Genomic DNA, 13,023 nt, shown 5'->3' with positions numbered 1-13,023 from the left:
AGCGGGGATTGTATACTCGGCAGTTCTCGAATTCATGGGCCAACGGGCTTCACCAATGACACAGCCAGACGTGAAAACCTTCCAGGGCCTGATTCTGGCCCTGCAGCAATACTGGGCCGAGCAGGGTTGCATCATCATGCAACCTTTGGATATGGAGGTCGGTGCCGGTACTTTCCACCCGGCAACCTTCCTACGCTCCATCGGACCTGAAACCTGGAACGCTGCCTATGTGCAGCCTTCCCGCCGTCCTACCGACGGCCGCTATGGCGAAAATCCCAATCGCCTGCAGCATTATTATCAGTTCCAGGTGGTGATGAAGCCGTCACCGATCAACCTGCAGGAGCTCTACCTGGGCTCTCTGGCGCGTCTGGGCATCGATCCGCTGGTCCACGACATCCGTTTTGTCGAGGACAACTGGGAGTCCCCGACGCTTGGCGCCTGGGGTCTCGGCTGGGAAATGTGGCTCAACGGCATGGAGGTGACGCAGTTCACTTACTTCCAGCAGGCAGGTGGCATCGAATGCTTCCCGGTCACCGGCGAACTGACCTACGGCCTCGAGCGTATCGCGATGTACCTGCAGGACGTAGACAGTGTCTACGACCTGATCTGGACGACCGCACCAGATGGCTCGGTCGTCACCTATGGCGACGTCTTCCTGCAAAATGAGAAGGAGCAGTCTGCCTATAACTTCGAGCACGCCGCCGTGCCGGAGCTGTTCGCTTCCTTCGATCACAGCGAAAACGAGTGCCAAAAGCTGCTAGCCGCCAACCTACCGCTGCCGGCTTACGAGCAGGTACTGAAGGCATCACATACCTTCAATCTGCTGGATGCCCGCCATGCTATCTCGGTCACCGAGCGACAGCGCTACATTCTGCGCGTACGTACCCTGGCTCGCGATGTGGCACACGCGTATTACGCATCTCGCAAGGCCGCCGGCTTCCCGCTCGCTCCGAAGGCGTTGCGTGATGAACTGCTGGCTGCCGATGACACCACTACCGAGGGAGACGCGTAAGCATGGCCACCGTGAATACCCTGCTGATCGAACTGGGCTGCGAAGAATTGCCGCCGAGTGCCATCGACGCACTTGCTGAAAGCCTGGCCAATGGCCTGGCGGATGGCCTGCGTGCCGCGGAAGTCTCTTTCGGCCAAGTTCGTGCCTACGCGACCCCGCGCCGTCTTGCAGTGATGATCGAATCACTGGCCGAGCGCCAACCGGACCGCGAGATCGAGAAGCGCGGTCCGGCCAAGGCCGCCGCCTTCAAGGATGGCGAGCCAACTCGTGCCGTTCAGGGCTTCGCTCGCTCCTGCGGTGTGGACGTCAGTGACCTGATCGAGCTGGAAACCGACAAGGGCACCTGGCTCGGCTATCGCCATATCCAGCCGGGCGAACATCTCTCCGCCCTGCTGCCGGCCATGCTGGAGCAGGTCGTCGCACGCCTGCCGGTGCCGAAGAACATGCGCTGGGGAGCCTCACGCATTGAATTCTCACGCCCGGTGCACTGGCTGGTCGCGCTGTACGGCAGCGACGTGATCGACGCCAGTGTGCTCGGCCTCGACTCCGGTCGCACCACCTTCGGTCACCGCTTCCACGCGCCGCAGGCCATCACGCTGGCGCACGCCGAGGACTACCTCGATGCGCTGGAAAATGCCCGCGTACTGGCCAATCGTGAGGTGCGCCGTGAGCGTATCCGCGAGCAGGTTCAGGCCGAAGCAGAAGTCTATGGCGCCAATGCCGTCATCGACGAAGTCTTGCTCAATGAGGTCAGTGGCCTGGTGGAGTGGCCAGTGGCGCTGACCGGCACCTTCGATGAGCGCTTCCTTGAAGTGCCGGCGGAGTGCCTGATCTCCTCCATGAAGGCCAACCAGAAATACTTCCACCTGCTGAACGATGACGGCAAGCTCATGCCCGCCTTCATCACCGTCGCCAATATCGAGAGTAAAGATCCCGACCAGGTCATCTCCGGTAACGAGAAGGTCATACGTCCGCGCCTAGGCGATGCCGCCTTCTTCTACGAGACGGACCTGCGCACCACACTGGAATCACGTCGCGAGAAGCTCGAGAGCGTCGTCTTCCAGCAGAAGCTGGGCAGCATGGCCGAGAAGGCACGTCGTAGCGAAGCGGTAGCACGCCATATCGCTGAGCGCATCGGTGCCGATGCCGAGCACGCGGCACGTGCGGCACAGCTGGCCAAGACCGACCTGGTCACCGAGATGGTGCTGGAATTCCCTGAACTGCAGGGCATCATGGGGCACTACTACGCGCTCCACGATGGCGAAGATGCCACCGTCGCCCTGGCGCTTGAAGAACAGTATCTGCCGCGCTTTGCAGGCGATGCCATCCCGAAGAGCAAAGTCGGTATGGCCGTCGCTTTGGCCGATCGTCTCGATACCCTCACCGGTATCTTCGGGATCGGTCAGCGTCCCACCGGCGCCAAGGACCCGTTCGCCTTGCGACGCGCCACCATCGGCGTGCTCAACATCCTGATCAAGGGTGAGCTGGAACTCGACCTGCGCGAGCTGCTGACTGTCAGCGCCGAGCAGCATCGTGACCTGCCCAAGGCGGATGGCCTAGTCGATGATGTGCTCGAGTACATGCTTGATCGCTTCCGCGCCTGGGCAGGCGAAGAAGACATGGGGGCCGAGCTGTATCTGGCCGTGCGCACCCTGAAGGTCAGTAATCCGCTGGACTTCGCACGTCGTCTACGTGCTGTACATGCCTTCGGTAAGCGCCCTGAAGCTGCTGCACTCGCGGCGGCCAACAAGCGTGTTTCCAACATCCTCGCCAAAGCCGAGCATGATGGTCGTACCGTAGTGGACGCGAGCCTGTTGAGCGAGGCAGCCGAGCGTGAATTGGCTGAAGCGCTCAATGCCCGCCATGCCGAGGTCGCGCCACTGTTTGCAGAAGCACGTTATCAGGAAGCGCTCGATGCACTGGCCAACCTGCGTGTGCCGGTCGATGCCTTCTTTGACCAGGTAATGGTCAATGCTGACGATGAGGCAGTGCGAGCCAATCGTCTGGCCATGCTCGCCAGCCTGCAAGGCCTGTTCATGGGTGTGGCGGACATCAGTCTGCTGACGCAGTAACAGCACCGCCAAGCCTGAGGCTCGCGATTGATCGATTCTCGCACCTCAAGTGAGTCAGAGTCAGCATGAACACAGAAAGCCCCGCCACGGCGGGGTTTTCTGTGTCTTAGGCTCAATGACTTATGGCGTTGCGTGACAGGATTTAACGCAAGTAATCACCAAAGTCACAAATTCTGCCTTGATACACTACCTAGGTCGCACTAGAATCCAGTATAGAAACAGTGTTCGAGAAATGCGGCAGCATGTCGCAGCGAAGTCCATATCTCCAAACACTCGGCGCCATTTGCCTGTTTACCCGTGTGAGCGTCATGTTGTGACCACGGTCACGACTTTTCCTCAAGGCAAAGCGGCGACACCCTGACAAGCAGCCCGGCTGACGCCCCTGACTGCCCTGATGCGAAGAATTGACCATGCGCAAACTAATCGTGCTCGACCGCGACGGAGTCATCAACGAAGACTCCGACGCCTTCGTCAAGAACGCTGAAGAGTGGATCGAATACCCTACCTCCATCAAGGCTATCGCACGTCTGACACGTGCCGGGTATACCGTCGCCGTGGCGACCAATCAGTCCGGTATCGCACGTGGTCATTTTGGGCACCGTGAGCTCGACGACATGCACGCCAAAATGATTCAGCTGGTGAAAGCTGCAGGCGGCGATATTGCTCACATCGCCTACTGCCCACACGGCCCGGATGATGGCTGCGATTGCCGCAAGCCTGAGCCAGGCCTGCTGCACCAGATTCAGGATGCACTACAGATTCCTGATTTCGATGGTGCATGGATGCTGGGTGACAGCCTGCGTGATCTCGTGGCGGGCCAGAAGGCCGGCTGTCGCGCTGCGTTGGTCATGACGGGCAAGGGACAGAAGACGCTTGCGGACGGCGAAGGCTTGAAGGATGTGCTGGTGGTTGCCAATCTAGCCGACTTCACCAACCGTTTACTGGATGGCGAACTCAATCATGCGCCCTCCGAGGGCGAACCGGGAAAGTCCCTACGCAGCTGCAATGGCTGTGAGGCTGCTGCCGAGAGTTATCTCTGACGCTATTCGGAGTTGCTCATGACATACGCCAGAGATGCGTATCTCTCTGACCATCGGCGTCAATATGCTACCCTTCAGGCATGAAACTGGGCAGGAAATGTCTGCCCTTCCCTCTTCCTCATGCTTGGAGGTTTTGCATGCCACTATTGGATAGCTTCACTGTCGACCACACCATCATGAAGGCCCCTGCCGTGCGTGTGGCCAAGAAGATGGGCACTCCCAAGGGCGACAACATCACTGTCTTCGATCTGCGCTTCTGCGTGCCAAACGAAGAGATTCTCTCTGAAAAAGGCATTCACACGCTCGAGCACCTGTTCGCGGGCTTCATGCGCGAGCATCTCAACGGTGATGGCGTCGAAATCATCGATATCTCGCCGATGGGCTGCCGTACCGGCTTTTACATGAGCCTGATCGGTGAGCCACAGGAATCACGCGTTGCGGCTGCCTGGTCTGCTGCCATGCAAGATGTACTCGATGTTACTCGTCAGGAAGAAATTCCTGAGCTCAACATCTATCAATGTGGCACCGCTCAGATGCACTCTCTGGAAGAAGCCAAGCAGATCGCCAGCAATATTCTGTCGCGCGATATTGGTGTGAACCTGAATGAAGAATTGAAGCTGGACGAAGGCTTCCTGAATCAAGCGCATTGAATCTGTCATCTTGAATGACCTGCCAGGTTTGATAGGTTGAGTCTGGCCTCCAAAGACTGTCGTGATATAAATAACGGCACCAAGAGGCTCCACTTTCCCGTCGCGCCCTTCGCATACGTTCTTGCGAAATAAACCCCGCTTTCTGATCAAGAAAGACGGGGTTTTTCTTTGCGATATTTCCTGAATATCTCAAGTGTGACTATGCTATGGCAGCACGCCTCCCAAGCCTCTCCTCTATGCGTTCATTATCTGGACTCCCTCATGTCAGATGAAGCCAACCACGCTTTCGATTTTTCCAACTTTCTATCTGCCAAAGCCTCATGGCCAACTCCCGCAGTCTTGGAGACTTATCCATGTCGTGATGGCAGTCATCTCGGATGTCGACACTATGCGGCAACATCTGAAACGGAATCTGAGACACAATTGGCGCCTGGAGAGAGCCATATCCTTATTGTTCATGGTTCCAGCAGTGACAGTCGCTATCTCGCCTGTCTCGCCATGCAACTTGCTGACAGCGGGTACCATGTCCACACACCAGATCTGCGTGGTCATGGGCCTGTACCAGCACGCAGAGGGGACATCGATCATGCTCTGCAGCTCGAGGAAGACCTTGAGGATCTGATCAAATCCTTGGCATTGCCATCCAGCGCTTCGATATACCTTGCAGGTCATTCTGCCGGTGGTGGGCTGACGCTTCGTTCTTCTGTGGCGATACTTGAACGTCATCCAACCGCAAATCAGCTTGCGGGAGTCATCCTTTTAGCTCCGTACCTGCACCATATGGCGACCAATAACAGACGTGAATCAACATGGGCATCACCCAAGATCGCGCGCATGCTGCTATGTAGTCTGCTGGATAAGCTCAATATCCATCGACTGGATAATCTTGTCGTATTGAAATTCAATATCCCTGAACAATATCGTGATTCAAACACGACGGCAGCTTACTCGTGGCGCATGATGACAGGACTCAACCCGAAAGATTATCAACGAGACCTGAAGATACTTTTTGAGCACGACATTCCGTTATTGGCACTTATCGGAGAACACGATGAGGCCTTCATTGCAGAGCGCCTGGGCGACTGCCTGTCTCCCCATCACCATTCCGCTCAGATAGAGATACTTTCAGACATCGACCATCTAGGCATTGCGACGGCACACATCACCGGCACGCACATCTGCAACTGGTTAGCAGAACGCTGAGCCAGAAGCGGTATTCAGTCTGCACACTAAAACGGCCCCTGATCAATGATCAGAGGCCGTTTCATGTATGACTAGCTCAAGCTCGCGATATTACACGTCGAGGTTCGCCACCAGCGCGAAGCGTTCGATGAAATCACGGCGCGGCTCGACCTCATCCCCCATCAGGGTGTTGAACATCATGTCTGCGCTCACTGCATCTTCGATGGTGACGCGTAGCATGCGACGATGTTCCGGATCCATCGTAGTTTCCCACAACTGCCCCGGATTCATCTCACCCAAACCTTTGTAGCGTTGGATGCTGAAGCCGCGCGCCGCTTCCTTCATTAGCCAGTCGAGCGCTTCGTAGAAGGTCACAACGTCTTTCTTGCGCTCACCACGTGAGACAAAGCTACCTTCTTCCAGTAATCCATTGAGCATCGAACCCAGTTCACTCAGCTCACGATAATCGGCGGATTTGAAGAAGTCGATATCCCACAGATAGTCACTGGTGACACCGTGCGCCGTCAATGTTACTGCCGGCAGGTAGAGATCACGCTCAGTATCGTGACTGATGCTGAAGTCGTAATGCGGACCACCTTCATAGGCAATCAGCTCGTCCATCTCAACCTGCAGACCATTGATCCAGCTCTGCACCTGCGCTTCATCAGCCAGTGCCGCCTCATCGATGTGCGATGCATGCACGATTTTACGCAGCACAGCAGAAGGATATACACGCGCCAGACGATCTATACGCTTCATCACGCCGCGATACTGGCTAACAAGCGTCTCTAGCTGAGTACCACCGATACCCGGCGCCTCGCCATTCACGTGCAGTTTGCCGCCATCGAGTGCGGTGGCCGTCAGATAATCCTGTAGCGCCTGCTCGTCCTTCAAATACTGCTCATGCTTGCCGCGCTTGATCTTATAAAGCGGCGGCTGAGCGATGAAGATATGACCACGCTCGATCAGCTCTGGCATTTGACGGAAGAAGAAGGTCAACAGCAAGGTGCGAATATGCGAACCATCGACGTCGGCATCCGTCATGATGATGACGGAGTGATAACGTAGCTTATCCGGATTGAACTCTTCGCGCCCGATGCCACAGCCCAAGGCGGTGATCAGCGTGCCAACCTCGACAGAGGACAACATCTTGTCGAAGCGCGCCTTCTCGACGTTGAGGATCTTGCCCTTCAACGGCAGGATCGCCTGAGTACGACGATCGCGCCCCTGCTTAGCGGAGCCACCGGCTGAATCACCCTCGACCAGGTACAGTTCAGAGAGGCTAGGATCTTTTTCCTGACAATCCGCCAACTTGCCCGGCAAACCCGCAATATCCAGCGCGCCCTTGCGGCGCGTCATGTCCCGCGCCTTACGGGCGGCTTCACGTGCACGCGCCGCATCCAGCATCTTGTTGACGATGATTTTGGCTTCGCTGGGCTTCTCGATCAGGTACTCGGAGAATAACCGACCCATTTCCTGCTCGACAGCCGTCTTGACCTCAGAAGAAACCAGCTTGTCTTTAGTCTGCGAGGAGAACTTCGGATCCGGTACTTTGACCGAGATGATGGCCGTCAGGCCTTCACGAGCATCATCGCCAGTGGTGCCGACCTTGGACTTCTTCAGCAAACCTTCCGCTTCAATATAGCTATTGAGAGTACGCGTCAGCGCAGCACGGAAACCTGCCAAGTGAGCCCCGCCATCACGCTGCGGAATATTATTGGTATAGCAGAAGATATTCTCGGAAAAACCGTCATTCCACTGCATTGCCACTTCTACGCAGATACCATCCTCACGCTCCATCTCGAAATGGAATACGGGATTAAGTGGCGTCTTGTTGGTGTTGATATGATTGACGAATGCTTTGAGTCCGCCTTCATAATGGAATAGCTCTTCCTTGCCACTGCGCTCATCGAGTAAACGAATCGCCACACCAGAATTCAAGAAGGACAACTCACGCAGGCGCTTGGCCAGAATATCGTAATGGAACTCAATATTGGCGAAGGTCCTGTCTGAAGGCTTGAAGCGAACCAGGGTACCGGTTTTCTCAGTCTTGCCCACGACGCCAAGTGGTGCCTGCGGCACGCCGTGACGATATATCTGCTCGTGAACATCACCCTGACGCCAGATGGTCAGCTTGAGTTCTTCAGACAGTGCATTGACGACTGAAACACCTACACCGTGCAAACCACCGGAAACCTTGTAGGAGTTATCGTCAAACTTACCTCCGGCATGCAGTACCGTCATGATGACTTCGGCAGCACTGACACCTTCTTCTTCATGAATCTCGGTCGGTACACCACGGCCGTTATCGCTAACGGAAACCGACTCGTCAACGTGGATGACCACCCGGACTTCGCTACAGTGCCCTGCCAGCGCCTCGTCGATGGAATTATCCACCAGCTCGAACACCATGTGATGCAGCCCCGTACCATCATCGGTATCACCGATGTACATACCGGGACGCTTGCGTACGGCATCCAGGCCCTTGAGGACCTTGATGCTCGTTGAGTCGTAAGCCTGTTCGCTCATTGGCTTCTCCGTCGTGAAATCATTCCGTGTGCAGTCGCCCGTGTTCCACGTGAAACATTCTGATATCCGTATTTGGCAGCCACACCCGATTCAATGCTTCGGGTTCGACGCAGGTCACGAAGACTTGGCAGTCGAGGCCAGCCAAAAGCTGGCAGAATAGACGGCGATGTTCGCCATCCAGTTCCGCCGGCAGATCGTCGATCAGATAGACACAGGTACGTCCGTTCATTTCTTCGAGCAATCGCCCCTGAGCAAGCTTGAGAGCGCTGACAACCAGCTTCTGCTGGCCGCGTGACAGCACTTCGACCGCAGGCCGGCGCCCTAGACGAATCCGCAGGTCAGCGCGCTGCGGCCCCGTCTGGGTAAATCCCATATGGCTATCACTGTCACGGCCGGCGGCAAGTACCTCACCCAGTGGCCGCTTGGCGTCCCAGCCACGCTGGTAGCGCAGGGTTAGCTCAGGTAATTCAATCAACTCGGCAAGCGTGGCCTGAAACAGTGGTGCCAGCGCTTGCATGTATTCCATGCGCAGGGCATCGAGACGTTCGCTCCAGTGAGCAAACTCACGATCCCAGACGTTCAGTGCTTGAGCGTCCATCTTACCATGCCTGAGCAGCGCGTTCCGATGTTTGAGCGCGCGTCGCACACGCCGCCAGACATCGAAAAAGTCATGTTTCACGTGAAACACTCCCCAGTCTAGAAACTCGCGCCGTGCCGAAGGTGAGCCTTCCAGTAACCGAAACGCATCTGGGTTAATCAATTGCAATGGCAACGCCTGAGCAAGCTGTGCGACGCGCTCGACTTTCTCGCCATCCAGTCGCATCTCCAGACCATCAGCCGCCTGATCTCGTCGCACGCCCAGAGGCCGAGGTGGCTCTCCCGCCAGACGCCCAAACAAAGTCATACCCGCCGTGTCATGGGCGATCGCATGCTTAAGCTTATGGGTACGAAAAGAGCGCGCCAATCCAAGCACATGGATACCTTCCAGCAGGCTCGACTTGCCACTGCCATTGGCACCACTTACCAGATTAATTCCTCGCCCTGGCACCATGTCGACAGGCACCAGATTACGTAAATTCTGGAATTGCAGACGTTCAAGTGCCATGGAGAGGCCTCGGTGTGGACTGAAAATTTGGCAACGAGAATAACTCGTAGTGCTAACACGACAACACCCGTGATCGTCGATTGAGAAGATCACGGGTGTTGTCATTTACCGTCGCGAAACATAGCTAACGCCGGCAGCGCTTTTATGACTCAACCTACTGTTATATATAAGAAAAAATATAATTACAGGCGCATTGGCATGACTACGTAACGCGCATCACCACCACCCGGTTCCTCCAGAAGTGCCGAGCTATTGCCATCGGAAAGCGTTAGCTGCACACGGTCTGAATCCAGCACGCCTAGCACATCAATCAGATAACCGACGTTAAAGCCAATTTCCAGACCCGCTCCCTGATAATCGAGGCTGATGTTCTCCTCGGCCTCTTCCTGCTCCGGGTTATTAGCCAGCACACGCAAATTACCTGCTTCAAGATGCAAGCGTACACCGCGGTACTTCTCATTGGAGAGTATCGCGGTACGCGACAGTACCTGACGCAACTCAGCACGCTCAGCAATAATGACCTTATCGCCACCACGCGGCACAACACGCTCGTAATCCGGGAATTTCCCGTCAACCAGCTTGGAAGTGAAGGTGAAGTCACCCGTCTGGGCACGGACATGCGTACCACTCACGGTCAGGGTCATCGGCTCATTGCTGCCATCCAGCAAACGCGCCAGCTCCAGAATGCCCTTGCGCGGAATAATCAGCTTCTGGGATTCACTGACATTAATATCAGCCGCCTGCTCGCAGACTGCCAGGCGATGACCATCGGTCGCTACAGTGCGCACAATATTGCTGGTCAACTCGAGCAGCATACCGTTGAGATAATAGCGAACATCCTGCTGCGCCATCGCAAAGGAGGTTGCGTCGATCAGATGCTTGAGCGTGCCACGCGGCAGGCTGATGGTGACATCGCCCTGGCCATCGTCGATATTTGGAAATTCTGCGACCGGCAGCGTCGAGAGGGTAAAGCGAGAGCGGCCACTGCGCAGGATCGCGCGACCTTCTTCCAGTGCCAGCGTGATCTCACTGCCGTCTGGCAGCGACTTGCAGATATCCATCAGCTTTCGCGCAGGCACAGTGGCGGAGCCTGGCTCATCAACACGACTTGGTGCGACGCGGCCAATCAGCTCGACCTCGAGATCGGTACCGGTCAGTGATAGTTGCTGATCGGAAACTTCGAGCAATACATTGGATAACACGGGCAAGGTCTGACGACGCTCAACCACACCCGCCACCAGGGACAGCGGGCGTAGCAGGGCTTCACGCGAAATGGCAAATTTCATGGAGACTCCACTCTCTGGAAACGGGGTAAGTGCTCGCGGCTATAGCCGCGAGCTCTCAAAAAATTTAAGGCCGGCATGAGGACACAAAGCCCAATGCGCGACGTATCAAGTCGGTGATTGTCGCCAACCCATCCCGTCGCTGCAATTCGATCAGCTGGTCAACAGACGCAGCAGATTCTTGTAGTCCTCGCGGATATCGGCATTCTCTTCGCGAAGCGAAGCGACTTTGCGACAGGCATGCAGCACTGTGGTGTGATCCCGGCCACCAAAAGCATCACCAATTTCCGGCAAACTATGGTTGGTCAGTTCCTTGGCAAGCGCCATGGCGACCTGACGAGGACGTGCGACCGAGCGCGAACGTCGCTTGGAATGGAGATCAGAAATCTTGATCTTGTAATACTCCGCGACTGTACGCTGGATGTTGTCCACACCCACCTGCTTATCCTGGAGTGCCAGTAGATCTTTCAGCGACTCGCGAATGAAATCCTGAGTAATCACGCGCCCCATGAAGTGGGAGTCGGCGATGACCTTTTTCAAGGCACCCTCCAACTCACGCACATTGGAGCGTATCTTCTGAGCAATAAAGAAGGCTGCATCGTGCGGTAGATCAACCTTGGCCTGATCGGCCTTCTTCATCAGGATAGCCACGCGCGTCTCGAGTTCAGGCGGCTCGATAGCGACGGTCAGCCCCCAGCCGAAGCGGGATTTGAGTCGCTCTTCGACACCATTGATCTCTTTCGGATAGCGATCCGAAGTCAGGATCATCTGCTGACCACCTTCAAGTAGCGCATTGAAGGTGTGGAAGAACTCCTCCTGCGAGCGCTCCTTGCCAGCGAAGAACTGAATGTCATCGATCAGCAGCGCATCGACTGAACGATAGAAGCGCTTGAAATCATTGATGGCATTGAGCTGCAGCGCCTTGACCATATCGGCCACGAATCGCTCTGAATGCAGGTAAACAACCTTGGCATTCTCGCCGCCCTGCTTGGCAAGGTGATTGCCTACCGCATGCATCAGGTGCGTTTTACCCAGCCCCACGCCGCCATAGAGGAACAGCGGGTTATAAGCGCCGCCAGGATTCTCTGAAACCTGACGTGAAGCCGCACGAGCCAGCTGGTTCGACTTACCTTCAACAAAGGTTTCGAAGGTGAAGTTCGGATTCAAACCATTGGAGTGCTTGAGACTGCCTTCGACCTGCACTTGGCGTGCATTACGACGCGGTGCCCTATCGCGCAAGCCATCACCTGCCATTTCACGCTCTTCGCCATAGTTACCCCGCGGAGGGGTGTGAACGTGAGGCGAGCGCGGGCTCGGCATCTGACCTGGCGCTTGTGCCTGAGCAGTTGATGCAGGCGCGGAAGTCCCTTCCGGCCGAGGATTGGACACCGTGCGTCGACTGCCGACGCTGATCTCGACCTTGGGCGGCTTGCCCGGTGCCAGCTCACGCAGCAGTTCGTGGATACGCTTGAGGTACTTGTCATTGACCCAGTCCCGTACGAAGCGGTTGGGTGCGAGTAGGCACAGCTCTCCGCTGTTACCTTCTTCAGCCTGCAGGGGGCGAACCCAAGTGTTGAACTGCTGTGAATTCAGCTCGTCCTGCAGGGCGTCAAGACATTGTTGCCAAAGTGCGAGCGACACGCGACCTCACATCCAGTTGTCGAAGGGGGCGGTCATTGTATAGCTCAAGACTCAAGTTATCCACACGGCATCTGTCTCATTAGCTGTTGTGGACAACACGGATATCGAGATCTCTCTTGCACTGGGAAAGACTGGGTAGCAATACCTGAGAGCTCAGGCGCCTGGAACAAGTCACAACTTATGCACACAGCCATGCACAGGCTAATGTCAGGATTCTTGCTGCTTATCGTCAGAGATACTCTACTGACAGGAGATTGAGAGAACTTCGAGGAAACAGGTTATCCACAGAAAACATCACCTTCTATAGTCATGAGATATTCAGAACGACTGCTTTTTTGTCATGGCGTGGATAATGCTAAAAACCCGCCACGCATCGGGCTCAGCGCTGTACTCATACTCAGGCTGCACCAAGGTTATCCACTGGCCTTTTTAGCCTGGATGACGAGAGGATCGCTTGTCAGCATCAATCGCGGAAGTGGTACAAAGATCTCTGCCCTGATTCCTGACAG

Annotated in this window: 9 protein-coding genes; 5 read left to right on the top strand and 4 right to left on the bottom strand. The window is 55.9% G+C overall.

Annotated features, from left to right (window positions below; genetic code table 11):
• Positions 1 to 55: 55 nt before the first annotated feature.
• The 5 genes from glyQ to GQR90_RS00025 all read left to right on the top strand — a co-directional run bounded on the left by glyQ (position 56) and on the right by GQR90_RS00025 (position 5,977).
• A complete protein-coding gene (gene glyQ / locus GQR90_RS00045) occupies positions 56 to 1,012 on the top strand; it encodes a glycine--tRNA ligase subunit alpha (RefSeq protein WP_158772364.1) in 957 nt (318 codons plus the stop codon).
• A gap of 2 nt (positions 1,013 to 1,014) precedes the next feature.
• Positions 1,015 to 3,084: a glycine--tRNA ligase subunit beta gene (gene glyS / locus GQR90_RS00040; protein WP_158772363.1), complete on the top strand. Its 2,070-nt coding sequence runs from the start codon at positions 1,015 to 1,017 to the stop codon at positions 3,082 to 3,084.
• Between the two features lie 410 nt (positions 3,085 to 3,494).
• The gene (gene gmhB / locus GQR90_RS00035; RefSeq protein ID WP_158772362.1) at positions 3,495 to 4,124 is read left to right on the top strand and encodes a D-glycero-beta-D-manno-heptose 1,7-bisphosphate 7-phosphatase; all 630 of its coding nucleotides are present in this window, start codon (positions 3,495 to 3,497) and stop codon (positions 4,122 to 4,124) included.
• A 137-nt stretch (positions 4,125 to 4,261) separates the two neighbouring features.
• Complete coding sequence (luxS, locus tag GQR90_RS00030) at positions 4,262 to 4,774, top strand: S-ribosylhomocysteine lyase (RefSeq protein ID WP_158772361.1); 513 nt, start codon at positions 4,262 to 4,264, stop codon at positions 4,772 to 4,774.
• 261 nt (positions 4,775 to 5,035) lie between these two features.
• Positions 5,036 to 5,977, top strand: coding sequence for an alpha/beta hydrolase (locus GQR90_RS00025; protein ID WP_158772360.1), 942 nt, complete (start codon positions 5,036 to 5,038; stop codon positions 5,975 to 5,977).
• Positions 5,978 to 6,067: 90 nt separating this feature from the next.
• Here GQR90_RS00025 and gyrB read toward each other — a convergent pair whose 3' ends face one another.
• From gyrB to dnaA, 4 genes are all read right to left on the bottom strand, one after another.
• The gene (gene gyrB, locus GQR90_RS00020; RefSeq protein ID WP_158772359.1) at positions 6,068 to 8,485 is read right to left on the bottom strand and encodes a DNA topoisomerase (ATP-hydrolyzing) subunit B; all 2,418 of its coding nucleotides are present in this window, start codon (positions 8,483 to 8,485) and stop codon (positions 6,068 to 6,070) included.
• 19 nt (positions 8,486 to 8,504) lie between these two features.
• On the bottom strand, positions 8,505 to 9,590 hold the full coding sequence (recF, locus tag GQR90_RS00015; protein WP_158772358.1) for a DNA replication/repair protein RecF: 1,086 nt from the start codon (positions 9,588 to 9,590) through the stop codon (positions 8,505 to 8,507).
• 182 nt (positions 9,591 to 9,772) lie between these two features.
• Complete coding sequence (gene dnaN / locus GQR90_RS00010) at positions 9,773 to 10,876, bottom strand: DNA polymerase III subunit beta (RefSeq protein ID WP_158772357.1); 1,104 nt, start codon at positions 10,874 to 10,876, stop codon at positions 9,773 to 9,775.
• A 150-nt stretch (positions 10,877 to 11,026) separates the two neighbouring features.
• On the bottom strand, positions 11,027 to 12,514 hold the full coding sequence (gene dnaA, locus GQR90_RS00005; RefSeq protein WP_158772356.1) for a chromosomal replication initiator protein DnaA: 1,488 nt from the start codon (positions 12,512 to 12,514) through the stop codon (positions 11,027 to 11,029).
• Positions 12,515 to 13,023: the final 509 nt, after the last annotated feature.

The sequence above is a fragment of the Cobetia sp. L2A1 genome (genome assembly GCF_009796845.1).
Classification (GTDB): Bacteria; Pseudomonadota; Gammaproteobacteria; order Pseudomonadales; family Halomonadaceae; genus Cobetia.
Note: the sequence above shows the minus strand (reverse complement) of the source record. Positions and strands in the feature narration are given on the sequence as shown.

What these genes read in the sequence shown, in the direction of transcription:
- glyQ (WP_158772364.1), top strand. Translation starts at nt 56, where the DNA reads ATGACACAGCCAGACGTGAAAACCTTCCAGGGCCTGATTCTGGCCCTG.
- glyS (WP_158772363.1), top strand. Translation starts at nt 1,015, where the DNA reads ATGGCCACCGTGAATACCCTGCTGATCGAACTGGGCTGCGAAGAATTG.
- gmhB (WP_158772362.1), top strand. Translation starts at nt 3,495, where the DNA reads ATGCGCAAACTAATCGTGCTCGACCGCGACGGAGTCATCAACGAAGAC.
- luxS (WP_158772361.1), top strand. Translation starts at nt 4,262, where the DNA reads ATGCCACTATTGGATAGCTTCACTGTCGACCACACCATCATGAAGGCC.
- GQR90_RS00025 (WP_158772360.1), top strand. Translation starts at nt 5,036, where the DNA reads ATGTCAGATGAAGCCAACCACGCTTTCGATTTTTCCAACTTTCTATCT.
- gyrB (WP_158772359.1), bottom strand. Translation starts at nt 8,485, where the DNA reads ATGAGCGAACAGGCTTACGACTCAACGAGCATCAAGGTCCTCAAGGGC.
- recF (WP_158772358.1), bottom strand. Translation starts at nt 9,590, where the DNA reads ATGGCACTTGAACGTCTGCAATTCCAGAATTTACGTAATCTGGTGCCT.
- dnaN (WP_158772357.1), bottom strand. Translation starts at nt 10,876, where the DNA reads ATGAAATTTGCCATTTCGCGTGAAGCCCTGCTACGCCCGCTGTCCCTG.